The organism is Alteromonas naphthalenivorans (assembly GCF_000213655.1).
Taxonomy (GTDB): Bacteria; Pseudomonadota; Gammaproteobacteria; order Enterobacterales; family Alteromonadaceae; genus Alteromonas; species Alteromonas naphthalenivorans.
This window is the reverse complement of record NC_015554.1, coordinates 4757691-4783872: the sequence shown is the minus strand read 5'-3', so window position 1 is coordinate 4783872 and position 26182 is coordinate 4757691. Positions and strand designations below refer to the sequence as shown.

Annotated in this window: 20 protein-coding genes and 3 pseudogenes; 14 read left to right on the top strand and 9 right to left on the bottom strand. The window is 42.3% G+C overall.

Annotation, left to right across the window (positions count from 1 at the left end; genetic code table 11):
* Positions 1–35: 35 nt before the first annotated feature.
* The 3 genes from ompR to AMBT_RS22660 form a co-directional block, all read right to left on the bottom strand.
* Positions 36–758, bottom strand: coding sequence for an osmolarity response regulator transcription factor OmpR (gene ompR, locus AMBT_RS20895; RefSeq protein WP_013786659.1), 723 nt, complete (start codon positions 756–758; stop codon positions 36–38).
* A gap of 111 nt (positions 759–869) precedes the next feature.
* Complete coding sequence (locus tag AMBT_RS20890; RefSeq protein ID WP_013786658.1) at positions 870–1967, bottom strand: DUF2855 family protein; 1098 nt, start codon at positions 1965–1967, stop codon at positions 870–872.
* 239 nt (positions 1968–2206) lie between these two features.
* The gene (locus tag AMBT_RS22660) at positions 2207–2359 is read right to left on the bottom strand and encodes a hypothetical protein (protein ID WP_013786657.1); all 153 of its coding nucleotides are present in this window, start codon (positions 2357–2359) and stop codon (positions 2207–2209) included.
* A gap of 88 nt (positions 2360–2447) precedes the next feature.
* Here AMBT_RS22660 and AMBT_RS20885 point away from each other — a divergent pair.
* The 3 genes and pseudogenes from AMBT_RS20885 to AMBT_RS20875 all read left to right on the top strand — a co-directional run.
* Positions 2448–2699: pseudogene (locus AMBT_RS20885) on the top strand (DUF6444 domain-containing protein); the annotation flags it as partial.
* Positions 2690–3463: pseudogene (locus AMBT_RS20880) on the top strand (IS66 family transposase); the annotation flags it as partial. The pseudogenes AMBT_RS20885 and AMBT_RS20880, both read left to right, overlap by 10 nt.
* Positions 3460–3729 carry a hypothetical protein gene (locus AMBT_RS20875; protein ID WP_013786654.1) on the top strand — a complete coding sequence of 90 codons (270 nt, stop codon included), beginning with the start codon at positions 3460–3462 and terminating at the stop codon, positions 3727–3729. The pseudogene AMBT_RS20880 and the gene AMBT_RS20875, both read left to right, overlap by 4 nt.
* 750 nt (positions 3730–4479) lie before the next feature.
* Here the strand turns inward: AMBT_RS20875 and AMBT_RS20865 are convergent.
* The 3 genes and pseudogenes from AMBT_RS20865 to AMBT_RS20855 form a co-directional block, all read right to left on the bottom strand.
* Positions 4480–5457: an alpha/beta hydrolase family protein gene (locus AMBT_RS20865; protein WP_013786652.1), complete on the bottom strand. Its 978-nt coding sequence runs from the start codon at positions 5455–5457 to the stop codon at positions 4480–4482.
* A gap of 2 nt (positions 5458–5459) precedes the next feature.
* Entirely contained in the window at positions 5460–6350 is an 891-nt protein-coding gene (locus tag AMBT_RS20860) for a hypothetical protein (RefSeq protein WP_013786651.1), read from the bottom strand.
* Between the two features lie 51 nt (positions 6351–6401).
* Positions 6402–7233: pseudogene (locus AMBT_RS20855) on the bottom strand (IS5 family transposase).
* Positions 7234–7325: 92 nt separating this feature from the next.
* Here AMBT_RS20855 and AMBT_RS22055 point away from each other — a divergent pair.
* A complete protein-coding gene (locus AMBT_RS22055) occupies positions 7326–7886 on the top strand; it encodes a TetR/AcrR family transcriptional regulator (protein WP_013786648.1) in 561 nt (186 codons plus the stop codon).
* Positions 7887–8530: 644 nt separating this feature from the next.
* Here the strand turns inward: AMBT_RS22055 and AMBT_RS20845 are convergent.
* The gene (locus tag AMBT_RS20845; protein WP_013782999.1) at positions 8531–9652 is read right to left on the bottom strand and encodes an ISAs1 family transposase; all 1122 of its coding nucleotides are present in this window, start codon (positions 9650–9652) and stop codon (positions 8531–8533) included.
* A 507-nt stretch (positions 9653–10159) separates the two neighbouring features.
* Here AMBT_RS20845 and AMBT_RS20840 point away from each other — a divergent pair.
* The 8 genes from AMBT_RS20840 (at position 10160) to AMBT_RS20805 (ending at position 19173) form a co-directional block, all read left to right on the top strand.
* The gene (locus AMBT_RS20840; protein WP_013786647.1) at positions 10160–10408 is read left to right on the top strand and encodes an acyl carrier protein; all 249 of its coding nucleotides are present in this window, start codon (positions 10160–10162) and stop codon (positions 10406–10408) included.
* Positions 10408–11262, top strand: a complete 855-nt coding sequence (locus AMBT_RS20835) for a lysophospholipid acyltransferase family protein (RefSeq protein ID WP_013786646.1) — start codon at positions 10408–10410, stop codon at positions 11260–11262. Before AMBT_RS20840 ends, AMBT_RS20835 begins: the two co-directional genes overlap by 1 nt.
* The gene (locus AMBT_RS20830) at positions 11256–13025 is read left to right on the top strand and encodes an ABC transporter transmembrane domain-containing protein (protein ID WP_013786645.1); all 1770 of its coding nucleotides are present in this window, start codon (positions 11256–11258) and stop codon (positions 13023–13025) included. The genes AMBT_RS20835 and AMBT_RS20830 overlap by 7 nt, the downstream gene beginning before the upstream one ends.
* A gap of 91 nt (positions 13026–13116) precedes the next feature.
* Positions 13117–14238, top strand: a complete 1122-nt coding sequence (locus AMBT_RS20825; protein ID WP_013782999.1) for an ISAs1 family transposase — start codon at positions 13117–13119, stop codon at positions 14236–14238.
* 89 nt (positions 14239–14327) lie between these two features.
* Positions 14328–15962: an acyl-CoA ligase (AMP-forming), exosortase A system-associated gene (locus tag AMBT_RS20820; protein ID WP_013786644.1), complete on the top strand. Its 1635-nt coding sequence runs from the start codon at positions 14328–14330 to the stop codon at positions 15960–15962.
* 10 nt (positions 15963–15972) lie between these two features.
* The gene (locus AMBT_RS20815) at positions 15973–17196 is read left to right on the top strand and encodes a pyridoxal-dependent decarboxylase, exosortase A system-associated (protein ID WP_013786643.1); all 1224 of its coding nucleotides are present in this window, start codon (positions 15973–15975) and stop codon (positions 17194–17196) included.
* A gap of 23 nt (positions 17197–17219) precedes the next feature.
* Positions 17220–17915 (top strand): response regulator transcription factor, encoded by a 696-nt coding sequence (locus AMBT_RS20810; RefSeq protein WP_013786642.1) that lies wholly within the window; start codon positions 17220–17222, stop codon positions 17913–17915.
* Complete coding sequence (locus tag AMBT_RS20805; protein WP_013786641.1) at positions 17890–19173, top strand: sensor histidine kinase; 1284 nt, start codon at positions 17890–17892, stop codon at positions 19171–19173. The genes AMBT_RS20810 and AMBT_RS20805 overlap by 26 nt, the downstream gene beginning before the upstream one ends.
* Positions 19174–20327: 1154 nt before the next feature.
* Here AMBT_RS20805 and AMBT_RS20800 read toward each other — a convergent pair.
* Together AMBT_RS20800 and AMBT_RS20795 are read right to left on the bottom strand one after the other, a co-directional pair.
* Entirely contained in the window at positions 20328–21179 is an 852-nt protein-coding gene (locus AMBT_RS20800; RefSeq protein WP_013786640.1) for an ABC transporter six-transmembrane domain-containing protein, read from the bottom strand.
* Entirely contained in the window at positions 21172–21744 is a 573-nt protein-coding gene (locus AMBT_RS20795; protein WP_013786639.1) for a TetR/AcrR family transcriptional regulator, read from the bottom strand. The genes AMBT_RS20800 and AMBT_RS20795 overlap by 8 nt, the downstream gene beginning before the upstream one ends.
* Positions 21745–21915: 171 nt before the next feature.
* Between AMBT_RS20795 and AMBT_RS20790 the strand changes: the two genes are divergently transcribed.
* Positions 21916–22992 carry an efflux RND transporter periplasmic adaptor subunit gene (locus AMBT_RS20790; protein ID WP_148259138.1) on the top strand — a complete coding sequence of 359 codons (1077 nt, stop codon included), beginning with the start codon at positions 21916–21918 and terminating at the stop codon, positions 22990–22992.
* The gene (locus AMBT_RS20785; protein ID WP_013786637.1) at positions 22989–26105 is read left to right on the top strand and encodes an efflux RND transporter permease subunit; all 3117 of its coding nucleotides are present in this window, start codon (positions 22989–22991) and stop codon (positions 26103–26105) included. Before AMBT_RS20790 ends, AMBT_RS20785 begins: the two co-directional genes overlap by 4 nt.
* The last annotated feature ends 77 nt before the right edge of the window (positions 26106–26182 follow it).

Here is a 26182-nt window from a genome sequence, read left to right as displayed (position 1 = left end):
AGCCTATCTAAACAACCCATTTTTCCCATGGTTATTTATGCCTGCTCACCATCGGGCACGAATACATAGCCTAAACCCCAAACGGTCTGAATATACCTTGGGTTAGCGGGGTCTTTCTCTAGCATTCTACGCAGTCGAGATACCTGAACATCAATACTACGCTCAAGCGCGCTGTAGTCTCGCCCGCGAGCAAGATTCATAAGCTTATCTCGTGATAATGGCTCTCTAGGGTGGGTAACTAAAGACTTCAATACCGCAAACTCGCCGCTTGTGAGGGTAAGAGGGGTAGTACCCGCAGTCATTTCTCGGGTAGCCAAATTCAGTTTGTATTCGCCAAATTCGATAACTTGAACGTCTTTAGAAGGCGCGCCTGGGGCTTCACTATTGCGACGACGTAATACCGCCTTCGCACGTGCAAGTAACTCTCGGGGGTTGAATGGCTTAGGTAAGTAGTCATCGGCACCCATCTCAAGGCCAATGATTCTGTCTACTTCATCGCCTTTTGCGGTAAGCATGATGATAGGAAGTTCGTTGCCCATCTGTCGTAATCGACGACAAATAGACAAGCCATCTTCGCCAGGAAGCATTAAATCTAACACCATAAGGTGAAAGTTCTCGCGTTCAAGCAATCGGTCCATTTGCTCTGCATTTCCAGCGCTTCGCACCTGGTAGCCTTGCTCCACTAAATAGCGTTCAAGTAAGCTACGAAGGCGCATATCGTCATCGACAACGAGAATTTTAGACGTTTCCTGACCCATGACATGCCTTTAATAGTAGTTTTCTTCACTATAACGACTCGTCACCAAATACAAAAGAGAGGAATGCATGAAAGCCTTCCCCTCTTTGTTACAAATAGTGTCTGTTAGCAACTACTCAAAGCGAACGACATTAAGTGCTTTGGTGTCGGCGGTGCCGTTTAAGGTGTCGGAATATAAGGCAACAATTTGCTGAGAGCCTGTGTGTTCTTGCTCAAAAAAGGTATCTTGAACTTTTCCTGCAAACCCCTTCCAGGCCTTTGCGTATTTTGCTAAAAATGCCTCGTGCCCCCATTCCTGCTGACGTTGCTTAACTCGTGCAGGCGCAAAAAATATTTCAGCATCTAAGGCTTTCTTATTGGGTTTTTGCTCGGCTTTCCAATCGGTGGCACCAATAAGGGTTACTTTGGAAAGTTTATCACCAAGGGCGTCGCCAAGTGATGTGATCAAAGCACCGTTAGCAGCAAAATCGAGCAACCAGTATTGCTGATCTTTAGACAGTGTTTCTACATCGTCGTAGCTAAATACGTGGTCGTAGCAACCTGACGCTTTTACCATGTCTACATTTGACGCAGAGGTTAACCCAATGACTTGATAATTAGCATGTCTGTGAACTTTTTGATCTTTAAGCAGTTGAGCGGTGCCCAATGCAGTTTTGCTAGATGCACTAGAGAGCAATAATGACTCACCTTTGCTAAATTCATCAACAAAATCATCCAGCACAAACGAGGTCATATATAACGGACGGAAATTTAGCTGCCAAGCTTCACGGCTTTCATCATATCCAGGGTCAACGGCGCAGCGCAGATATTGGTCGTACACCGGGCTAATACTTTTACGATTTTCGTGAATATCAGAAAAACCATGGGGGGCGACCTTTCCGGCTTTGATTACCCAGTGGCTTGCCATAGGCAGGTAACCAAACACTTTTTCACCTGCTTTAATGTCAGCGTGGTTTGATGCCACCACAGTGGCAAATCCCCATACAGGTACAATGCCGTAACCTTCATCAGCGGGGAAAAACCCCCAGTAGCCCATGGTAAAGCCCAGCGCGGCATAAGTAATATTATTGGCTGAAAAACCAAAACTGTCAGTTTTAAGCAAAACCTCATCTTCAGCTAAGTCATTGGTAGACATGGTTTTGTCTACTACTTGGGTGGAGTCTATTTTGTCTTGTTTCACCCATATCTGCGTACTGGTTACGGTTGTCATGGCGTCACCTTTCATCTCATTTTAATAGACTACGATGCCGTACTTTGTATGGTTTTTCGACTTTAGGTTGTAAATAGATTGTTATAGGGGCGGCGAATACACTAAGTCGCAGGCATGCTTTTTTTCGATATAGCTGCGGCAGTATTGCGAATTTTCCGCTTTCGGTTAGCGTTCACCGCGAACGCAAGAAAGTAAAAACGACCACCACTGATAATCGAAAGCGGTGGTCGATGTTTTCGCTAGAAAGAATAGCTAAACATGACTGAGCCCGTTCGGCCCTCAGAAGGCTTAACCACTACAGAGTCGAACAAGTCGGCAGACGTGTAATACTCCTCTTCAAATAAGTTATTTACGCTGAGTAGTATGCGGTAGTTTTCAGCGTAACCGTTCACCAGGACCCTATTGACAGTTAAAAATATTTATTTTTAACGATCTCGGGGATCCTATTGATTGATCCCGCCAGTCTGTCAGCGTGGTTTCATGCCACGAAACAAGCAGCCAACAAAGCCACCCGTCGCCACTAATCTCGATGATGCCAATGAGCTCATTGGTGCATTGTGGGATAGGCTTAATGACCTCGAAGACCGACTGAATCAGAACAGTCGCAATTCATCGCGCCCGCCATCTTCTAATGGTCCGAACGTAACTCCATCTGCGCCAGCCAAAAAGCCGACGGGCCGCAAGCGCGGTGCGCAATCCGGTCATAAAGGTAGTAAGCGGATGCTGGCCGACAACCCGGCCACATGAAACAAACCTACTTTTGGCGCCTATACGGTGACAATGATGAAGTGGCCTTTACCTAGAGTCACAGCCAGGGCATGTTGCATGCCAAAGCCCAGTTACAGGACTTTACCGGTACCTTGCTTACCGATGGTTATACCGCTTATACCAAAACCGTTGAGCAGTTAAACCAACACGAACAACAGATTGTGCACGCTGCCTGTTGGGTACACATGCGCAGAGGCTTCGAAAAAGCCCTCGACAGTGAGCCTCACAGCGCGCAACAGGCCCTGGATATTATCGCCACACTCTACCGGCAACAACACAATGAGCCCCTCGTGACTGGCTTCGTCCGGTGGGTCTATCAACAGCGGCAGCGCACCGATTTACTGCCCAAATCTCCCTTCGCCAGGGCGCTCCATTGTGCGCATGAGCGGGAAAGCCAACTCAAGGTGTTCCTGAGTAACCCGGCGTTACCTCTGGACACCAATCATCTGGAGCGGGCACTGCGGGTAATCCCCATGGGCAGAAAAAACTATTTGTTCTGTTGGTCTGAACTCGGGGCTGAACAACTGGGCATATTACAAAGCCTGATGGTGACTTGCCGCCTACAAGGCGTGAATCCCTACCACTACCTCGTGGATGTATTGCAGCGTGTGGCATTGCATCCGGCCAAAGACGTTCTAGACCTCACCCCCAGAGTGTGGAAAGATAAGTTTGCCGATACGCCACTCGCATCCGATGTACAACAACACCGAAATCAAACACGCTCATGAATATCAACGACCTCACTCTGGAACAGCTCTACCAGCTCAACGACATGGTCTGTCAACGCATTGACCAAATACGCGCCCAACAAGAGCGAGAAGCCATCGCGCGTATTCGACCCGGTATGAAAGTGACTATCGAAGGGCCTGATGGACTAATCTTCGGGATTGCCCAGAAACTTAATCGTAAAACCATTATCGTGGCATCTGAAGATGGACAGCGGCAGTACAAGGTGGACGCTGGGTTGATAAAGCCTGTCAACGATCTGAATTAAACGCCTAACGGTCTATATTGATCGCTTACACTTAGCCTTATGGAACGGAATTGAAAACCCATTAGAAACGTTTTTCGATGGGCGATTTGAGCAATGGCAGCAAGCTCAAACTAAGCGCAATTTTGGCCGTAAATATATTGTTTCGCTTATCAAATTACCCGGGGTTTGCGAGTGGCTATTTGCCGGTGTTTATTTATCAGAAGGCATTTCATCGTCGAGCAGTGACGGAAAATGTCATTACAATGACACTGAGCTTACTGCCATAGGCGAGAACCATATTGGGCGGCTGGTAGTTCACTTTAAACGTACAGGGCGTAATTCGTATCCCACACCGGTGAAACCCTTTCTGGTAGAGCAACGATTCACTCTATTCTACCAGAGCCAATGGCGTTCCAAGATTTCTCCGACTTCAAGCGTGTATGCCTATCCCGAAGTGAAATAGAAATGCTATATCGACACCAATATCCCTCATGGGAGACAACGCTTTTGTTCTTAATTAGAAAATTGTTTCTAATTGATAAATGTAAAGCAGTATGTCGAATCTACTATCGGAGTGATGTTCCACAAATTTTTGATAGTTAGATATTCCAAAGTAACGTTAGCTTTACATTTTTGCGCTAGTTTTTCCCTTTAACCTCCAGACATAAGAGGAAACATTTTCTAAATTTGTATGCGTAATTTTCCAACTTCGTTTAGAAATCAAGGGTGACACTCGTTGTACAGAGGTCGCGGTAAAATTTAGAATTTGGCCTACAAAGTATTGATAAAGCGCTCTATGGTGTCTAAAAATCCGTCCGCAAATGCCTCATCCTCTAACAAAATCAACCTTAGCCAAAATAAAAAGTTAATTTCTCCATCAAATTCAGGATATTTGAGCAATCCATGCGTTGCATCTTTAAGCAAAAATACTTCTTGCTTTCGAGCGGGATTTAAGACCTTTTTTAGATGTCTGTACGTTTTTGCAACATCAGTGTTCCTGTCTTTTTGACCCAAAAGAACCAGTGTAGGCTGAGATAAAACAGAGAGTGGCTGCCTCGAATCAGATTTATAATTCCTTAGCAAAAAATGATATCTTTTTTCACTTACTACTTCGGATTTTTGAGAAGTTTCACGCAAATAACGCTCGTAACTTGGTTTTTCTTCAAGTAATTTAAACTCGCTGATGTGGTTTTGATAAGACCTTCTAATTTTACTTATCGAAGCTTTTTCCTGTTCAAGCTGTGTACGAGTCAGATACCAACTTTGCTCCTTCCAATTCAGTGCAATCCCAACTCCGATAATAAATCGAAGTCGCTTATGTTTATTGGCTACTTGCGGGATTACCCAACCTGCTTGACTAAAACCGATGATCCCGATTTGATCGATAGTAAAACCATATTGATGTCGCAATAATGAGATTGCGGATTCAACATTTACTTGCCGGTCTTTCATTGATTGGAATTGCCAGTCTCCCTCGCTATTTCCAACACCAGGCTTATCCCAGCTTAATATTGCATAACCGTTGTCCAAAAAAAGCTCCCAAATAGGGCGATAATACCCTTCAGCGTCAAAGTTCAATGGGCCGTCTCCATGGACAAAGATAGCAACTCCCTTTGATTTTAAGTCGCTCTGAGTTGGAATATAATGACCAGCCAACTTAGAATGTCCAGTATCGATCCATACTTTTTCAGCTTTACTTGAAAGCGAAACTACAACTGCTATTAAGAAGAGCATCAACTTTGAAACCATCGTTAATTCCGTTTTGTTGAAGAGAGAGAAATCATGAAAGAGCCATCATCGTCCTCGCCGGAAACTTGAACGAGAAAAGGAAATTCTTCACTCTTCTCATCAATAAATACTTGTAGCGGTGGACGATTCTCAGTTGATAATTGAATTTTTAAAAGTTCTTCACTGTCACTATCAAAATTTTCCGATTGAGGTAATTTAGTGATCTTGTAATTTATTGGTCTCTGCGCTTCGATATCATAGATTGTTACCTGACTAGGTACACCGTTTTGTTGTTTTAACCAAATAGGCAGGTGCATCAACGTTGTGTCAAATTTACTAATTGTTTGAAGAGCAGGGCTCTGACATTCTTGAACACTCGCAAAGAACGTGGACCCCAGGGAGAATGCCTCGCCTAAACCGGGAATCATAAGTACTGAAAGGTCACCGATAATCTGCTCAACTTCATCGCTTCCTTTCTCCTCTGCAGTTTTTGCTTCAGAGCAGAATGTGAAGTACTCTTGTCCCAATAGCTCCAGCTTTTTCAGATAAATTACGCCATTGATCTGTTTTTTTTCATTTGCGTGTAACAACCTCAAATCGCTCGAAAAAACCTCATTTACGATTGATGACACTCTTGAATCCTCCAACCATGACTCGGTTTTTAAATCATAGCTTTGCTCAAAAGCAATCTTTTCGGAGGACAATTGTGTCAAACTAATATTCGCGAAACCGATATGATCATTTTCGGAATAAATTTCATAACGTTTAACATATTGTTTGTTAAGATTATTTGAAAACGTACAGTTGGACGCGAGCAAGCTTAGTATTATCAATGCTCTGAATGTTTTAAGCATGTTTTGAGCTGTTGGTGATTTCATCGTGGCAATTACAGTATTAATAATATGATCGTTCATATTATTAATACTGCGCAATGTTCATTAAGTCAATATTTTAGGCGTTGTTGATCAAATAATTGCTTCTGTCCCTTTGGTGTCAGGCGCTCCAGCCAAGTAATCAGTTTCCTGACGAACAGGCATACCAAGCCCAATGACCTTATTCATTATCTTAACCCCAATTAACATTTCTGCGACCTGAGCATCATGACATCGTAGGCTCAATCGGTTACTGACTAAGGTTTTGTAACGATACATCGCGGTTTCTGAAAGCGAGCGTTGATGGTAACCACTTTCCTGTTTCCACTCTGCTAGCGTCAGCGCCGTCAGCGCTGAGTAGGCCTATCTTTCATCGAGGCGGGTTCTATAATGTTGGCAATACCTGATTGTCGCCGACATTTTCCAAACTCATTTGGGCAGCAATGACTTCGTGCGTGTCGCTGTCTACGGCGAGATGAAGTCTGCGCCAGCGACGTCGTTTCTCTCTTCCATGTTTATGGGCGTGCCATTCGCCTTCGTCATAAATTTTTAAGCCTGTGGCATCAACCACCATATGCGCGATGGGGCCACGGGAGCGCCTTTTATAACTCACTTCCACTGTCTTAGCTCGCTTGCCCAAACAGCTATAGCCCGGTGAACGGCAAGGCACATCCATTAACATAAAAACCGAATTTAAGAATCCCTCGGTCGCGCGCAACGGCAAACTCAATACCGCTTTTATTGTTAGGGCCGTTTCAATCGCCGTATCGGAAAAATGAAACCCTCGACCCCGACCGCCGTGATGCGTTTCGCAATGCCAACCATTAATGGCTTTATCATCTATCCAGAACGTTATCGATCCACGATTGACCAGCGCCTTGTTGTACGCCGACCAATTAGGTATCTTATTTTTCGCCTTGCCAATCATCATTCGCCACCATGAAATATGACGATCTGATCAGGTAAATGCAGCAAAGTTCAATTTAGGCAATAACGCCAATATTTTAGGAAAAAACAGTGAGAACAATAAATCACGAAAGACGAGCCAAAAAGAAAGCAATGATTGTCGATGCGGCATCGCATTGCTTTCGCAATCGCGGATTTCATCAAACTGGTATTTCTGACATCACGGAAGCAGCTAATTTGAGCGCAGGTGCGATATACGGTTATTTTGCTTCAAAAGACGAAATAATCGAAGCTGTAGCTCAACAAAGTGTTCTTGAAGTATATGAGTTTGTAAGAATTTTAAGTGAGTCAAAGAATTCGATTGCTCTACTTATAGAGGCTGCAAGATCAGAGGTTAGTTCTTTTCCCGACGCGCTTGAAGTCGAGCTTTATTCAGAGGCTATGAGAAACCCCTCAATCATGAAAATCTTTCAGGCGGCAGATACGGCATTTCGAAGCAAAATTGAAGAGATATGTATCGCTTATGGCCATTCAGCTAGTCATTCGAATACTATAGCCAACTATATATCTCTGGTCTTTGATGGGCTTAAGTTGCGTAATGCACTTAATCCACAAACAAATAAAAAGCAGGTCATCAAGGTTTTCGAGGAAATGCTTAAGTCAATGATTTAAAGATGAAATGAATGTCTCAAATTGAAGTAGTGAAGAGATATATTAAGTTTACAATAATTCAATCGTTGTGCGGTAAATAATAAGCTCCAACGGTCTTCTGAATATTGTTTTATGTAGTAACTATAGGATTTTAAATAATGTGTATGTTGATTAAAGCCTTACTTCTATCAACTTTAAGAGCTTTGAAATAAGGGGCCAGGAAATCGCATTTTTAAGTTAAATAAAGCTACTTTGCTTTCTCTTGCTAACTGTAGTGTCTAGGGAATATCGATAGCTTTTGCAAAAGAAGCGGTATTTGAAGTTTCGGGAGAGTTAAGTATTATTTTTTATATTAGGTAATGACAGCATTAACAGCAATAGCGGTAAACGTTGAATGAACATCTGACTAACTTTTTGGGTAGCGAAATTTCTTTAAAAAATGGCAAGGGCTATTAGCAAACCGTCTTTCGTTAAACGAACAACTTGTCGCAGGTTATTCAACTATTACGAGATTAAAATTATATGCCTTTAAACTGGTTTCCGGCTTCGTCTGCGCAGCGAACCATTTTCGCGTTTATAGTTTGTGTCTAATGGAGTCATTTTGAAGTTAAAGCGATGGGGAAATGTAAGCGGGCGTAAACTCAGGGCAACCGCATGAGTGCTCACTAATTAATCATGCCACTAAAACCCGCAGTTAGCACAGCTTCCAGATAGCTGGCTTTCATCCAAGCCCGTTTTTGCTTGGCGGGTATGCTGCCTTTTGATGACTCTGCCCGCAACATGTTTAGCGCTAAATGGCGTAGCATCGACCAGTTTTCGGCACCGTGATTCTGGTGTATCTGGCAGTCGTCTTCACCCATGCTGACATCCAGTACCCAATGCAAGCTGTTCTCTACAGCCCAGTGAGAACGTACTGCTTCGGCTAGTTGCTTCTCACTTAATGGTGCGGAGCTGATATGGTAGCGATATGTCAGTTCAGGTGCTTTGCCTTGTTGTTGGCGGAAGCTCATGCTCATGCCAAGCGTCTTTAACTCAGGCCATTGCGGGAACGCTTTGCTCACGTCATCAGCACTTAACACATGGTATGTCCGGGCTTCTATGCGACCCCGCTTTTGCTCGAAGGTTAAGCCACCAAGTGGTGCTTCCCGTGTCTCAGTAAACGCATCCTCGACTGCTTTACAGAGCTTGCCCTGATTGCTTTTGAGTGTGAACAGGTAATCACCACCTTGCTCGACTATTTGCTCTGCGATGCTGGTCTGGCAGCCCATAGCATCAATTGATACCAAGGTGTCCTGAACATCAAGTAACTGAATAAGCTCAGGGATCGCTGTAATTTCGTTCGACTTCTCTGAGGTTTTAACCTGACCTAAAACGACTTTATTGGTGCAGGCAAACGCGTTGACCATGTGTATCGTTGATTGGCGGTCACCGCGCTGGTAGGAGCTTCGCAGCGTTTTACCGTCAATCGCAATCAATTGTCCTTCGGTGCTTTCATGTACAGCCTGCATCCAGTTGATAAAGCAAACTCTAAACTGCTCTGGGTCGATACGCGAAATGGTACGGGCAATAGTGTCATCAACGGGGACGCCATCGCGCAAGTAACCATGTTGTTGGAACCAGCCAATATGACCGTCGGCATAGTCCCGGATATCGCTCCACCCTTCGGCTCCAGCGACGACACCACACAAGGTGATAAACAAAATATCCTCAAGTGGATAGGTCACTTTTGCTGATTGACGCGTGTCAGATAATTCCCCAAAGTGGGTGGTGAAGGCTTCGATATACATGGTTTTACTCCCCAAAAAGAGAGTATAAGATCACGACTAAACCGGATCGTCAAACTGATCGTTTAGTTTCCGCCAACTGGTCAATAAATATTCACGATCTCACCCTGGGCGTAAACTTAACCGAATAGAGTAGTTCTTGGCCAACGGCGTAAACATAGAACTACTATAAATCTTAAAAAAATCGACGTCATCCATCTATTAAAATAGTGAGTTTATCATCGTATGACTACTGAGTAATGAAATAGCAAGAAGCTTATTGCTCGCTATTTTATTGATGTATTTATGCTCAGCTAACCGCAAGCACACGCTCCTTATTTGCTCCGGCGATGTACTAAAGGTGCGTACTCAGAAGAGTTAACAATGGCCGTACTCACTGAATGTGAGCTTAGCCTTTCAGCTTATTCTTAATTTTCTTATGTCACTTCAATCTGATTAACCGTTTATTAACCTTATCTTGTATACAATGCGTCCAATTATTAAGGTACTTGCAATTTAGTTGGGATAGATATGTCGGTAAGGGAAGAGTTAAAGCAAATTTTATCAAATGTTCTAGAAATTGAAACAAGCCAATTCAAAGCTAATACGCCATTATTTGGCGCAATTCCCGAGTTTGATTCTATGGCTGTTATGTTGTTGCTCATAGAGTTTGAAAGAATATTTTCATTTGATATCGATAACGCTGAGTTATCAGCAGATAGTTTTTCTTCATTAGGTCAATTAGAGAACTTAATTATCCAGAGTAGAGCTGCAGCTTAATGAAACCTAGTTTCAAGCACAGGGCTATCAATAGTCTTATCACTCTTATCATCAAAGGCATTAAGAAGTTAGAGCTCCACCAGCGGCGGTGGCTGACGGAAAAGCTGGCGACATTAATTTTAGCTACTTCTTCTAAAACTCGTACAAGAGCTATAGCAAATATAAAGCGCGCATTTTCTAACCTTAGTAATAAAGAGGCTAGAGCGTTAGCAGTTAGTTCATATCAAAATATAGTGTATGGTGTTTTTGAGTCGTTTTGGTTAGATGAAATTGAAACCCACTTTGATATTGATGATGACGCAAAGATGTTGTTGTTATCAGGTGAGCCCCTTAGCGTCGCAACGATGCATATGAATTGCTATGAAATGGTGCCTTTTGCGCTTCAAAATCTTACTGATCGCTCTACCACTCTATCCAATATACCAGAGTTTTTACTATGTGCAGACGAAGTCTATACAAAGCATGGCATACGCTATTTTAACAAAAAGAATGGTAAGAGTTTTATTCAGTTACTTGGTGCTATTCGTAGTAATAAAGTTGTGAGCTTGCATAGTGACCATTTTTCAAACGATACTCAGGTCGAGTTTTTTAATCAAATGACAGGTGCGCCGACAGGTGTCGCTATGTTATCGGCTATTGGTCGAACTCCCGTTCTATTGGCGTATGCTGTTGCAGAAAGGTCAAATAGGTACCGTGTTTGTATTGAAACTATTTCAATGCAACCAGTCGAAAAATCCCCAATAGCTTTACAGAATATCATGCAGAAAGTCTATCATCGATTTGAAGATATTATTACTGAACATCCAGACCAATGGTACTGGTCATATAATCGATGGCGAAAAGCAAAATGTTGAAGCTATTAACGTCAACAAGCGACGGGAGTTTGCTCCGCTTATTGGCATACTTAGTACCACACAAACAACATTTACTCATTATAGCTTCTAGTTTGTTAGTTTTTAGCGCTGTTGATGCGGGTATGATTTATTTCATAAAGCCACTGATTGATGACGGTTTAGCTAAAACTGATAGTAATGTGTTGCAAGTTGGTGCGGCATTAATTTTTGCAATATTTCTTTTACGAGGGGCTGCAAGCTTTCTCGCAAATTACAGTATGGCGTATGTAAGCAATAGCGTAACTTATAAAATTCGCAATCAAGCCTTTGTTCATTTGATGAGTCTACCCTTGAGCTATTTTAGTCAACATCCAAAAGGCAAACTTATTTCAAAGATCACCTATGACGCTGAGCAATTAGCCAAGGCGACTTCTGAGACATTAGTTATTTTAATAAGAGAGTCCTTAATTGTATGCATCTTATTGGCTGTAATGTTTTATACCAGTTGGCAACTATCTCTGATTTTTTTGATTATTGGGCCTGTTATCGCTTGGGTCATTCATCAAGTTAGCGGGCGCTTTAAAGTAGTCAGTAAAAGTGTTCAGACAGCTATGGGGGAAATGACAATACGTTGTGAACAGGCAATTAACAATCATCAACAAGTTTTGTGTTTGGGGACTTTAGGAATTGAAGCGGAGCGTTTTGATAATATTAACAATAGTAACAGACGCCAAATGATGAAGTTGGCAAGCGCAGAAGCATTCAGTAATCCAGTTATTCAGCTTATTGCCTCACTTGCTATTGTTTTTGTTTTACTGTCATCTAGCATCCCCGGAGTGCTAAATACTCTAACCCCTGGGACTTTTACTACCATACTTGTCGCGATGGGCTCTTTACTACGCCCATTAAAACAGCTATCTAAGGTTAATTTACTATTACAGCGGGGCATTGCTGCTGCAGAGAGCTTATTTCAGTTGCTTGATGAAAACCCAGAAGTGGACTCAGGTGCCAAGGTTATCAAATCGCTTAAGCAGGGGATTTCATTTGAGCATTTAAGTTTCAATTATGTAAATAGCAAAACTCCGACCTTGCGGAATGTATCTCTAAGCATTCGCAAAAACACTTTTGTTGCAATTGTTGGTCAATCCGGCAGTGGAAAATCAACATTAGTTTCACTTCTATTGCGTTTACATACAGAAAATAACCCCAGTATTCTGATTGATGGTCAACCCATAAATGACTTTACGCTAAAAAGTTATCGAAAAATGTTTGCACTTGTTTCACAAAACGTCCAATTGATAGACGGAACAATCGCTGAAAATATTTGTTATGGCTGCACAGAGCAAGTCAACAAAGATGATCTTTTTAGAGCAGTGAAGCAGGCTTCTCTTTGGGATTTTATACAAAAACAGCCAAACAATATTGATACACCTGTTGGTGAAAATGGCTGCTTGCTGTCAGGGGGACAAAAGCAAAGAGTTGCAATTGCCAGAGCAATATTAAGTAAAGCGCCGATTCTAATTTTCGATGAACCTACTTCTGCTTTGGATGCCGCAAGTGAACAAAGAATTTTTAAAACACTTAATACGCTAGCTGAAGATAAAACCATTATTATGGTGACACACAACCTGGGTTTAGTTAGTCAGGTAGACCAAATCTTCGTGATGTCTAACGGAGAGCTAATTGATTCAGGAACACATGAGCAATTAATCAATAGATCTCGTCATTACTCATTGTTATATCAGCAGCATAATTCGGGGGGGGGAAGCAGGGTGAGATCGTGAATATTTATTGACCAGTTGGCGGAAACTAAACGATCAGTTTGACGATCCGGTTTAGTCGTGATCTTATACTCTCTTTTTGGGGAGTAAAACCATGTATATCGAAGCCTTCACCACCCACTTTGGGGAATTATCTGACACGCGTCAATCAGCAAAAGTGACCTATCCACTTGAGGATATTTTGTTTATCACCTTGTGTGGTGTCGTCGCTGGAGCCGAAGGGTGGAGCGATATCCGGGACTATGCCGACGGTCATATTGGCTGGTTCCAACAACATGGTTACTTGCGCGATGGCGTCCCCGTTGATGACACTATTGCCCGTACCATTTCGCGTATCGACCCAGAGCAGTTTAGAGTTTGCTTTATCAACTGGATGCAGGCTGTACATGAAAGCACCGAAGGACAATTGATTGCGATTGACGGTAAAACGCTGCGAAGCTCCTACCAGCGCGGTGACCGCCAATCAACGATACACATGGTCAACGCGTTTGCCTGCACCAATAAAGTCGTTTTAGGTCAGGTTAAAACCTCAGAGAAGTCGAACGAAATTACAGCGATCCCTGAGCTTATTCAGTTACTTGATGTTCAGGACACCTTGGTATCAATTGATGCTATGGGCTGCCAGACCAGCATCGCAGAGCAAATAGTCGAGCAAGGTGGTGATTACCTGTTCACACTCAAAAGCAATCAGGGCAAGCTCTGTAAAGCAGTCGAGGATGCGTTTACTGAGACACGGGAAGCACCACTTGGTGGCTTAACCTTCGAGCAAAAGCGGGGTCGCATAGAAGCCCGGACATACCATGTGTTAAGTGCTGATGACGTGAGCAAAGCGTTCCCGCAATGGCCTGAGTTAAAGACGCTTGGCATGAGCATGAGCTTCCGCCAACAACAAGGCAAAGCACCTGAACTGACATATCGCTACCATATCAGCTCCGCACCATTAAGTGAGAAGCAACTAGCCGAAGCAGTACGTTCTCACTGGGCTGTAGAGAACAGCTTGCATTGGGTACTGGATGTCAGCATGGGTGAAGACGACTGCCAGATACACCAGAATCACGGTGCCGAAAACTGGTCGATGCTACGCCATTTAGCGCTAAACATGTTGCGGGCAGAGTCATCAAAAGGCAGCATACCCGCCAAGCAAAAACGGGCTTGGATGAAAGCCAGCTATCTGGAAGCTGTGCTAACTGCGGGTTTTAGTGGCATGATTAATTAGTGAGCACTCATGCGGTTGCCCTGGGGGGGAAGAAGCACTGTCTGAACGCCATGCAACTATTACTACTTCACAACAGGAAAATATAACGGATGCAACAAGCAATACTTCAGTCATTACATAGCTTGCTATTTGCTCAGGCGAATATTCGCCCCAATGATAGAGCTCTTGGTGATAGTTCTGGCTGGCTGAGCTATCAAGCGCTGCAAAATCATATCAAAAACCTAGCAATGTCGTTCAGTTCTATCGACATAAGCAAAGGAGAGCGAGTAGTAATTTATTTGCCAAAGTCTAACCAAGCGGTGATGTGTATGTTCGCAACATCTGTCTCGGGGGGAGTGTTTGTTCCAATTAACCCTGTGTTAAAAGCGAAACAAGTGAATCATATCGTTGATGATTGTCAGGCAAAGGTGTTAATTACAACCCAGCAGCGGTATCAAACACTGTCAGAATCACTACCTAACTCAGTAGAGCATATTATCTTGATTGATAGCTGCAGCGCGGTGTTTGCGCAATCCATTCTAAGCCCATGTTATGTTCGAGATGAAACTTCTGCCTATAAACCTAAGGTATGTTTTTGGGAGCAATTTCTAACTTTAGCTAATGATTCTGTTGCGTTACCAACTGTGATTTCAACAGATATTGCTGCTATTTTTTATACATCAGGCAGTACAGGGGCACCAAAAGGTGTTGTCTTATCACACCAAAATCTAGTGGTAGGAGCTGCAAGTGTTTCACAGTATTTGGCTATAACCCCGTCTGACAGAGTGCTTGCTGTTTTGCCGCTAAGCTTTGACTATGGCTTTAGTCAGTTGACGACATCATTTTTTGCAGGTGGCAGTTGTTTTCTGATGGAATACTTATTTCCGCAAGATATTATTAACTCACTAGAACAGCACTCAATTACTGGTTTGTCGTTAATTCCTACCCTATGGAATAAATTATCAGTGATGAACTGGCCTGAAAGTGTTACTAAGCAGCTTAGGTATTTTTGTAATTCTGGAGGCGCAATGCCGAGAACTACGTTAGATAAATTGCTAGATAAACTTCCTACAAGCAAACCATTTTTAATGTATGGTCTAACAGAAGCGTTTCGATCTTGTTATCTCCCTCCAGAAGAGGCGACGTCTCGACCTAACTCATTTGGAAAAGCCATTCCCAATGCGAGAATATACGTCATAAATAGTCTCGGAGAGGAGTGCGAACCAGGGGAAGAGGGTGAGCTAGTACATTGTGGACCACTTGTCGCACAGGGATATTGGAATTCTCCCGCAAAAACAGCGCAACGTTTCAAAGCAGCACCATTTTCTAGATCCGAATTGAACCGACAAGAGTTAGCTGTTTGGTCAGGAGATATTGTTAAGAAGGACGCTGACGGATACCTTTACTTTGTATCTCGCAATGATGATTTGATCAAAACTTCTGGCTACAGAGTCAGTGCAACTGAGGTTGAAGATGTACTTTATGCTTGCTCCCAAGTTGAAGAAGCCGTAGTTGTTCCTGCAGATCACCCTGAATTAGGACAAGCTATTGTCGCTGTCGTCGCGGTTTCAGAAGATTACGACTTATTTGCGACAAGGCGTGCTATTGGTCGACACATTACTACCGAACTGCCTAACTTTATGAGGCCTAAATTTATCGACTTTTGGCCAGAACTACCTAAAAACCCCAATGGGAAGTTCGATAGGGCGAAAATTAAATCTAAATATAATCACTTTTTTGAGTAGTTGATTCGCAATGAATATCAATCAAACCGACTTTCAAGAGCTAATTGTCAACAATCAGCTAGTTTTTGCAGGCAAAACCGCTTCAGAAATTATTAACATTGCTGGTGACAGCCCTTGCTATATTTACGACCGCCACATGATTAGCCGAACGATTGAGCAGGTAAAAAGACTTTTACCAAACCGAGTTCACTTACATTACGCAGTTAAAGCAAATCCAATGTCTGCGTTAGTTTCTCATATTGCCAGCCAAGTCAATGGATTGGATGTTGCTTCGCATAAAGAGCTAATGATTGCATTATCTTCTGGTATGCCAGCAAATAAAGTGAGCCTTGCAGGACCTGGCAAGTCTGATAAAGAGTTAGTCGCTGCTCTAACCGCTGGTGTTGTAATCAATGTAGAGTCAGAATCTGAGCTGGCTCGAGTATCTGTCCATGCCAAAGAAATAGGCAAGAAGGCTAATATCGCTTTACGTGTGAACCCTGCATTTCATATTAGAGGTGCAGGCATGAAAATGACCGGTGGTGCCAAGCCATTTGGCGTAGATAGTGAAAAAGTTCCTAAACTTATCCAATCAATAAATCGTGAATATTGCCATTTTGTTGGCTTTCATATTTTTTGTGGCTCTCAAATATTATCTGCTGAACTATTGAGTGATGTCTATCAGCGTACCATTTCGCTAGCTGTTGAGTTATCAAATGCCGCGAAAGTTATACCAAAACAAATCAATATTGGCGGTGGTTTTGGTGTTACTTATTTTCAACACGAAAAGCCGTTAGATATTGCCAGGGTTTGCTCAAACTTAGCTATATATATTGATAAGTTACCGCCAGCGTTTACAAAAACGGAATTTCACTTGGAATTAGGAAGATATTTAGTTGCGCAAGCGGGCCTTTATTTGACCAAAGTGATCGACAAGAAAGTTTCAAGGGAGAAGAAGTTCCTCGTATGTGATGGCGGCATGCATCATCATCTAGCAAACTCAGGAAACTTTGGACAGGTGATCAGGAAGAATTACCCAGTGTTGATAGCTAATAAGGTTGATAGTAAATTCAAAGAAGAGGTGAATATTGTTGGGCCCTTGTGTACACCTTTGGATATCATTGCCACCAATATCAATATACCAAGTGCAAATGTTGGAGATCACATCGCTATATTAATGTCAGGTGCTTACGGAGCAACTGCAAGTCCCCAATCGTTTCTAAGTCGTGAACAAGTAACTGAGTTATTGCTGTAGTCATGCTTAAGTGAAGGAATTTGATGAATACCAGAGTCTTATTAATAGAAGATAATGTTGATTTGGCCAAAACCATTATTCAATTTCTAACCTTAGAAGGGTTTGATACCGACTATGTCGGTAATGGGCACGCAGGCTTTAATTTTGCCGTCAAGAATAAATATGATGTGTTTATCTTAGATATTAATCTACCTGGTTTAGATGGCCTATCCGTTTGTCAGAAATTAAGAAGTCAGGGAATTGATGCGCCAATATTAATGTTGACTGCACGTGGTACTTTATTTGATAAATTAGCAGGATTTGATGCAGGCACAGATGACTATTTGATTAAGCCGTTTGCACTAGATGAATTGTTAGCTCGTTTAAGAGCTTTGGCAAAAAGAAAAAGTGGCCAGAGTTTAAAACTTCAAGTTGCGGATCTTTGTATGGATATAGAGCGAAAAAAAGTAACTCGAGCTAACAATGAACTGATACTGACGCCAGTTTGTTGGACTATATTAGAATTCCTCCTGAGAAAAAGTCCAAATGTAGTTGATCGTAACGATTTAGTACAAACAGTATGGGGGGATGAGCCCCCTGGCAGTAATAATTTAAAAGTACAAATACATAAACTGAGAAAAATTGTTGACGGTGATAGTAAAATCTCATTGGTCGAAACAGTTAGAGGGCATGGATTTGCGATAAGGGAGCCCAATGAAATTCCAGAAGAGTATCCGTAAATTCATTTTGTCAATTCAGTCGACAATATTGATCGTGTTATTTATTGTTTACAACAGTGTTGCTATTTTAATGTTGGGTGAAGGCACTGAAATAACAATTGTTTGGATGCTCGATGATGAGATTGAACGATACAATATCGCTTATCAGAAAAGCAACAATGCAAAGTTACCACGTGATGAAGGGGTAATATTTACTAAAAACCCAGCTGACTTGCCTAATGAGTTATCAAACTATTTTAAAAAAAATGTAGAAGAGCCAGGTTATCAAAATATAGAACTTCAAGGTATAAGCTATATTATTGGTCTCAAATATTTACATGATAACAGTCCTATTTATGTCGTATTTGAAAATGATGAAGATTGGGAACAACTTAGCGAAATTTCTCATGAGATTACAACCTATATACTCGATACTGCAAGTCCGCTGCTTTTTGTGTTATCGCTTTCATTAATATTCGCTTTTTTCTTTATAACATGGATGGTACTACACTTTCTACGGCCTTTAGGCAAGCTAGAGCTTTGGGTTCGTAATTTGTCAGCGAGTAACATGCATGATGCGATTCCAGATTTTTCTTTTAAAGAATTAAACACGGTTGCCATCCCCTTCCAGCAATCGTTTATAAATATGGAAAATATTGTCTCAAAAGAGCAATTTCTATTGAAAACCACTAGTCACGAATTGCGAACCCCGATTGCCGTGGCGGGTATGAATGTAGAACTATTAAAGCGTTATTTATCTCAATTGATTATTTCCGATGATTGTCAAGAGACAGTACACCGAATAGAACGTGCCATTAAAGATATGAAAAAGCTTACGGAAACCGTACTCTGGCTCGGCTATGAAAATAGTGAGCCATTTCCAGAGCAACCGATTGCTTTAGATTCAATAATTACGGATATTATAACCGATAATTATCATTTAGTTGAAGGCAAAGATGTTGATATTAATTTATCCCTAACTCCATGTGTGGTGACTTTGCCAATAACACCGTGTCAGATGGCGATTAGCAATGTTATTCGCAATGCAATGCAATACACCCAAGCTGGATATGTCTTAGTTGAGCTTACAAACGGTAAAGTGACGATAAAAAATGAAGACAGTTTCGATTCAAGCTATGATAAATCAAGCTCTGACTATGGTTTTGGCCTTGGTTTAATCTTGGTAGAGCGAATTTGTTCTTTGATGCACTGGCATTACACCAATCAAGAAATATCTGGAGGGCGATTAGTTAAAATAGACTTTTTAGTCAATACCTAATTGGTAAGTGTCAGCCGTAGCTTTCGCTTAAGTATGTTAATTTGTTCCGAATACTATTGTTCTGGCTGGTTCTTTTCGAAAGAAACAGGTAGTTCGCATTTTCGGTGATGATTTTGTAGACTTCAAACTGACGATGGATGCTGAGCCGTCACTACTTTTGTTGTGTTAGCGAGCTTGGGCATAGGCTTGCTGATACAAAATTATGGCTAGGTCGTAGCTAGAAAACTGCTTTTTGAAAGCCACTTTTTTATTTGCCTTAGGTATGCCAAATCTACTGATATTTATTGATTACTATCGATGTTTTTGATGCTAACTACCTGCTACTACATGAGATCCTAGACTATGATACTGGGTGGAACTGGCTGACATTTTCCTATGTCTACTTGTTTACATTTGAAGGCTACATAAGGCGTCTATTATTTAGTGGTTGGCAACCCAAGCTGTCTTGGATGAGCTTTTTCGCTATCAAAAAGACTATTAGCAATAAGCCGCTAACTATGCAATGTTATTAAGGCCTTTTCGTGCTCGATAACCGTTACATATGATCATAGGTTATAAACTGGATGCGTTGTGGTGCAGGAGTTGATGACCAATGACATCGTACCCTAATAACGGCCGTTATAGCTGTTTTTCACTGATGTGCAGTGGTTGACATTCTGTTTCGACAGGTCACTGAAATCGATGCCCCTATAGTCGCTTGTACCAAGTGCGAAGTCCGTCTTATCCCAATATTGCATTTTGACTATATCGCGTTTTTCTATTGCAGTAGACAAACAATGCATTGCGAACCGGATTAAGGTCCATATCCTGCTCAACAACGACAATTAAACTATCGATTTGCTGAAGTCGACGGTATCCATGTATAGACGAATGTCGGCAAATTTAACAAATATCTTCACTCGTCCAATGCCTTCAACTAGGCAGCAGCCCAGCGGGGACCGCTGCTGTTTCCCACGATAAGTAAAGATGCCACTGCCCTACTAAGTCTTAGGAGAGTTTTCGTGCTCCAAAGCCGAAGCTCAGTAATAGAGTTTGTTGGCTTCATCTATGAACACCTTGTCAAGTGAGTAGTCGATTTTAGAGTAGTTTAAACATCTTTGTAACGCTAACAAATTTGACATAGATAGTGTCATTTCCTGAGTTATATAAGGCGACTAATTCATGCGATTAGAAATTTCTTTGAGCCGAATTAGTTGTTGAATGAAAAATGGTAAGGTAACGACTTTCTCACTGTAATCTAACACATAAATGAACAGGGCTAAAATAGTTCCAACTTTAGGTACACTCTTAGCTCCATCTATGGCTAACAACGGTGTTGCTATCAACAGTGCAATGGTACCTAACCAAATAATCCCAAAATTCAGTGTTTCTATATCTGACAACTTTACATTCCAACGCATCAGGTTAAGAAAATGGCTGCGCACCGCTGCATTTGTTCTCCCACTCAGGAAGTCTACTCGTTGCTCGAGTATTTGATTGTAGTGACTATGATACTGATATTGTTTACCTCCGGTTAAAAAGTACATTGTCGTCATCAAAAGCAGCAGACCTAGGCAAGCAAAGAATATCTCAAAATTTAGTGTCGCAATAACCGCCAAGGCACCAACTACACCAATTAAACTAAGGAAAATACCTGAAATGGAATGTTCAAAGAACTCTACAAGCTCAGTTAGCAAACTGCTTCGTGCACTGATTTTAGAGACAGACAAGCCTTGTTTCCTTCCACTAGATACCACTCTCGACGCTGTTTCACTGTATATCCCACTGTAAAGACGTGTATCGTAGAAGCGTCTAGCTGAGCCAATAAATAAACTGGTTATACCTAAAACCCCCAACATGACTAAACCTTTAAATTCACTGTTAACCAAATCATTGACTGCCCAACCGATAACTAATGGAAATAAAAGATCTAATAGAGATTCAGACACCACCAGAAGAAGTGTAAGTGTTATACGAAATGGATAGCGCTTAAATATAGCCTTTAATGAAAACAGTTCCTCAATCATTATCAGCTACGCCGGCGCAAAAACTTTCAAATGCCAACTTGGCGGCATCGGCATGCGGTATATTATGCTTTGCTACCATTTGCCAAGAGGCAATAAATAAGCCGTCTAACAACGCCATTAACCAATCAATGGAAAAATCTTTTCGAATACTGTTTTCCTTTTGACATTGCTTAAGCATCTCGCGTAACTCTTCGTCTTGTTGGCGATAAAGATCTTCAAGACTGAAATTATCCTCAACCAATGCATCAAGCTTCATAATAAATGTAAGCTCTTGGTGCATTGGCATTACCTTTTCAAACATCAAACGAATGGCATCGAGATAAGACGAAGCAGTCTTCTCTATTGAAGCTGTCACTGAATTGAAAGCTCCAATACATTGTCTTGCAACTGCTTCTATAAGCTGTTCGCGAGTGTCAAAGTGTCGGTAGAGTGTTGCTCGTCCTACTCCAGCAGCCTGCGCAACATCTGACAAACTAGTATTTTTGTTTTCGGCAAGTAAAACCATACCCGCTTGGATCAGGGCTATTCTTGAGCGTTCTGAGCGAGCATCAATTGTTGAAGTCATAGAGTCTCCTCTGCAATGAAGATAAAAAAAGCGTGAGACACACTTGTATCATAAAGTGTATGTATTTATGATACAAGTGTGTCTCATATTATGTAAAGCATTTATGTGTTGGAGAATAGTGTGTTTATAAATCGTAGATTGGTTCAGATTGGCGCATCGGCGTTGTTTATAATGACAGTACTCTGGATGCTCACCGAAGATGCGGTGGAACCCAATGATTTAGCAAGTCAGCAACCGATTCTTAAGGTTAGTACACTGGAAGTAACACCGATGGTTTATCGTGTGAAAGAATCCGTGGTAGGTGTTACTCAGGCTAGATGGCAGATTGATCTAATTTCTGCAGTAGAAGGGCGCGTAACTACCTTGAGTCAAGGAACTAAGCCAGGAGATTCGGTTGCACTTGACACTTTATTGGTAGAAATCGACGACACAAATTATAAAGCTCACTTAGCCAACACTGATGCCCAAGTAAAACAAGCGCAGCTGGAATTGGCGCGCTTGAAACATGAACAAACCGTCGTTGAGCAAGTTTCTGTGGGAAACAAGGTCTCGGATTTCGGACGCTTTGAGCCCCACATCGAAGCTGCAAGAGCCAATTTGCAAGCAGCAATTAATGCACGTGAACAAGCTCAACATCGCTTGACCGAAACCCATTTATATCCTCCATTTGAAGCAATAGTGTTTGAGCGTCGGGTTGTTCTTGGTCAGTGGGTTAATTCTGGCGATAGGCTTTTCACATTAATCGCTAGTGACAGTATTGATGTGCACATTGAGTTGTCACCTAGTCAAAAGAAGAAGTTGGGCACTTTGGATGATCAAACCGTTGTTTTTGTCATCGACCAATTAAAGCAAAAGTGGGAAGCGCGCTTACGCTACGAGATGCCTTCTAACTCTGAACTTACTCGGCAGTCACAATTGGTGTTATTTATTGAAGAGCCTTACGGAAAAGACAAGTCTCTTCTTCCTAATAGTATGGTTAGCGTAACCCTGATCGGACAGGAAATTGACCATGTTGTGTGCGCTCCAGCAACTGCGCTGACACCTGATGGTTATGTTTGGATAGTAGAAAATGGTCGTCTGGAAAAATCGCAAATTCGGATTCAAGAGCAGTTTGATGACCGCGTTTGCTTCCAATTTTTTAAACAGCCTGAAGCAACTCGTGAGATAGTGCGTTACCCGATTAGTACAATGTTGATCGGTCAGCAGGTAGAGCCCGTGACGGAAGATAGTCGAGGAGGTACGTTGTGAAGTGGTTAACTCGCTGGTTCCTTGATAATCCGGTAGCAGCCAATTTATTAATGGCTTTTATTCTTGTTTCCGGATACTTGACCATTAGTAATATTCGCGTGGAGAGTTTTCCTCAAACTTCTCCGTCGCGACTCAATATTTCTGTAGTTTACCCAGGAGCCACTCCTGAGCAAATTGATAGTAGCATCACACAGCGAATTGAAAATGCCATTAGCGGCGTGGCGGGGATTAAAAGCGTAATGAGCGCTTCTCACGCGGGGTATGCTGAAATTACTGTGCGTAAAACGTCAGGAACTGACTTGGATAAGCTGATAGAGAACGTGCGAAATCAGGTTGAAGCCATTGTCGGCTTTCCTGACAAAGCCGAACGTCCTAGGATCATCCCCGATGAATTTGGCAATTTGGCTTCATTTATAGTTGTTCACGGTGACGTAGATGAGAGCACCCTGCAACAGGCGACTAACCAGATCCAAAAGGCGTTAAAAAAGCATCCCGCGATCTCCAAAATTACTAATTTAGGTAAAAAGAAGAGCAAATTGTCGATTTGTCCAGATCCACACAAACTTCAACACTTCGGTTTAACTCCCGAGTCTTTAGCAGAGCAAATCTCCGAATGGTCACTCGAGTATCGAAGCGGAGAATTAAAAACTGAAAATGGCCGGATCACTTTGCGAGGCGATGGTTTCGCTGATAGCCTAACACGTTTGACGCAATTGCCTATTATCACTTCAGCGCAAGGAAAATTAGCTCTACGAGATATTGCGGACGTTGCGCGTATTCATCAAGAGGATGACAGTGTTGTTCGCTTTGCGGGTAAAGAAGCTGTTGCTCTAATGGTAGAGACCAGTAGTGAAGACAATTTGCTCAAGGTTAGTGAAGCAACTAAACACGTGCTCAGCGAAGTTCAACCACTGCTACCGACCAGTATTGAAGCCACCGTGATGGCAGATATGGCACCTTATATCACAGAGCAACTGGATTTACTCAGTAACAACGCCATTCAAGGCTTAGTCATCGTATTGGTTATACTCGGTATTTTCTTGGAACTACGCTTAGCTTGTTGGGTAGCGTTGGGAATTCCCGTTTCTCTCTCTGGTGCATTGTGGTTAATGGATTTACCACAGTTCAATTACAGCATTAACGACATTACTTTGTTCGGTATGATTTTAGTATTGGGTGTACTTGTTGATGATGCCGTGGTCGTCGGTGAGAGCATTCATGATGCGCGAAAAAAACATAGCGATCCTAAACAAGCAGCATGGCATGGCGTTAATGTTGTCTCAACGGCGACTACATTTGGTGTATTAACGACTATCGCAGCATTTTCGCCGATGTTGTGGATAGAAAATGAACTCGCGGAGATTCTCGCTGGGTTTTCCGCAGTTGTGATATTTGCTCTAATTTTCTCGTTGATAGAAAGCAAGCTAATACTACCATCACACCTTAGTTTTGTGTCACAAAAAAAATACGTGCCGAACTTGTTTGGTCGTTTTTTTATGGCGTTGCGTGAAGTTTGTCAGCGTGGACTGCAGTTGTTTTCTCAAAATCTCTTTGAACCTTCGCTCAAGTTCGCGCTTAGACATCAAGCCACGACTCTAATGTTATTCGGATCTGTTATGCTAATCGCTTGGGGAGGACTGGTAAAAGGCACTATTCCTGCGGTGTTTTTCCCCGAGATCCCAGGGCGGTATGGAACTGCAACCGTCATAATGGATCAAGATGCTTCACCAGAGTTGACCAATCGGAACGCAATACAAATGGAATCAGCAATAGCCTCAACCAACTATCGGTTGCAAAACAAATTTTCATTTGATCAACCAGTAATAACTAAAAGCTTGGTGGCCGTTGATAATGGCAAGAAAATCGAGGCAACTATTGAATTATCCAAGGCGGCTTTGCAGGGTATTCCCAGTCAGTCAATACTCGAAGCTTGGCAGCTAGAGACCGGATATGTTGAAGGCCATTATTCGATCGATTTTAGTTTAGCAGATGAGCCAGCGGGTGGGACTGCAATTGCTATATCTGCTAATACAAGGGAAATTGCTAAACAAGTAGCCGAGCAACTGAAAGGACACATCGAATCATTACCGGGTGTTGGAAACCCCTTTGATGACAGTCAAGCGGGTCGACGGCAACTCTCCGTGACCTTGAATGAGAGAGGCCAACAACTTGGACTTACTCAACGCGATCTGGCTGTTTTAGTCGGAGGGGCTTTTGGCGAAATAGAATTGCATCGTTTATTAGATGACGGTGAAGAAGTTTCTGTCATCGTGGCATTGCCAGAGCAGGCGAGGAAATCTGTTTCGCAGCTAAAAAGTACCAGGGTAGCTTTGCCGAATGGTGGGTTCGCCAGTCTTGGACAGGTAAGTGACATTAAATACAGTCGAACCCCTGAGGTGCTTTACCGTCGCAACCGCGATGAAGTGGTTACTATACAGTGGCGTCATAACAGGGATGTTAGTTCTCCAGAGTCTGTTTGGCAAGCGTTGGAAACTAGAGTATTACCAAATTTACTGCTCCAATATCCAGGCGTTAAAGTTACTCCTGTTGGAGAGTTTGCAGAGATTACTGAAGTGCAATCGGGATTTAGAAAAGCGTTAGTGATGACGTTATTTCTTATTTATGTATTGCTTGCTATTCCGTTGAAATCTTACTTTCAACCGTTGATCATTATGTCAGTTATACCTTTTGGTTTTGCGGGTGCGGTGTTAGGGCATGCGCTAATGGGCGTGAGCGTTAGCATATTGTCGTTGTTTGGCATGATGGCGATGACTGGGGTTGTGGTGAATGACTCTTTAGTACTGATGACACGGTTCAATCAACTTCATCGCGGTGGTATGCCTTTAACTGAATCACTTTTTGAGTCGGGTAAGAGTAGAATGAAAGCCATTTTCCTGACCACAGTAACTACGGTGTGCGGGTTGTTGCCGCTGCTGATGGAAAACTCAGAAACAGCTCAATATCTCAAGCCAGCGGCTATTTCGTTAGTTTTTGGCGAATTATTTGCAACGCCGATTACACTCATTTTAATTCCTGTTTTACTCGGATTAGGTAAGAAACTAAAGCTAACCAAAGCAGCCAAAGGAAACATAGATAACACGTTGGCGAGTTAAATTCTTAGTTGGGCTTGGCTTCCTGTACTAGTATCGAGGTTTGTTGCTTATAACCTGAAATATCAATTGAGTTTGCA

What these genes read in the sequence shown, in the direction of transcription:
- AMBT_RS20845 (WP_013782999.1), bottom strand. Translation starts at nt 9,652, where the DNA reads ATGTATATCGAAGCCTTCACCACCCACTTTGGGGAATTATCTGACACG.
- AMBT_RS20810 (WP_013786642.1), top strand. Translation starts at nt 17,220, where the DNA reads ATGAATACCAGAGTCTTATTAATAGAAGATAATGTTGATTTGGCCAAA.
- AMBT_RS20890 (WP_013786658.1), bottom strand. Translation starts at nt 1,967, where the DNA reads ATGACAACCGTAACCAGTACGCAGATATGGGTGAAACAAGACAAAATA.
- AMBT_RS20860 (WP_013786651.1), bottom strand. Translation starts at nt 6,350, where the DNA reads ATGAACGATCATATTATTAATACTGTAATTGCCACGATGAAATCACCA.
- ompR (WP_013786659.1), bottom strand. Translation starts at nt 758, where the DNA reads ATGGGTCAGGAAACGTCTAAAATTCTCGTTGTCGATGACGATATGCGC.
- AMBT_RS20835 (WP_013786646.1), top strand. Translation starts at nt 10,408, where the DNA reads ATGAAACCTAGTTTCAAGCACAGGGCTATCAATAGTCTTATCACTCTT.
- AMBT_RS20820 (WP_013786644.1), top strand. Translation starts at nt 14,328, where the DNA reads ATGCAACAAGCAATACTTCAGTCATTACATAGCTTGCTATTTGCTCAG.
- AMBT_RS20815 (WP_013786643.1), top strand. Translation starts at nt 15,973, where the DNA reads ATGAATATCAATCAAACCGACTTTCAAGAGCTAATTGTCAACAATCAG.
- AMBT_RS20805 (WP_013786641.1), top strand. Translation starts at nt 17,890, where the DNA reads ATGAAATTCCAGAAGAGTATCCGTAAATTCATTTTGTCAATTCAGTCG.
- AMBT_RS20875 (WP_013786654.1), top strand. Translation starts at nt 3,460, where the DNA reads ATGAATATCAACGACCTCACTCTGGAACAGCTCTACCAGCTCAACGAC.
- AMBT_RS20840 (WP_013786647.1), top strand. Translation starts at nt 10,160, where the DNA reads ATGTCGGTAAGGGAAGAGTTAAAGCAAATTTTATCAAATGTTCTAGAA.
- AMBT_RS20790 (WP_148259138.1), top strand. Translation starts at nt 21,916, where the DNA reads ATGACAGTACTCTGGATGCTCACCGAAGATGCGGTGGAACCCAATGAT.
- AMBT_RS20865 (WP_013786652.1), bottom strand. Translation starts at nt 5,457, where the DNA reads ATGGTTTCAAAGTTGATGCTCTTCTTAATAGCAGTTGTAGTTTCGCTT.
- AMBT_RS20795 (WP_013786639.1), bottom strand. Translation starts at nt 21,744, where the DNA reads ATGACTTCAACAATTGATGCTCGCTCAGAACGCTCAAGAATAGCCCTG.
- AMBT_RS20830 (WP_013786645.1), top strand. Translation starts at nt 11,256, where the DNA reads ATGTTGAAGCTATTAACGTCAACAAGCGACGGGAGTTTGCTCCGCTTA.
- AMBT_RS20800 (WP_013786640.1), bottom strand. Translation starts at nt 21,179, where the DNA reads ATGATTGAGGAACTGTTTTCATTAAAGGCTATATTTAAGCGCTATCCA.
- AMBT_RS20825 (WP_013782999.1), top strand. Translation starts at nt 13,117, where the DNA reads ATGTATATCGAAGCCTTCACCACCCACTTTGGGGAATTATCTGACACG.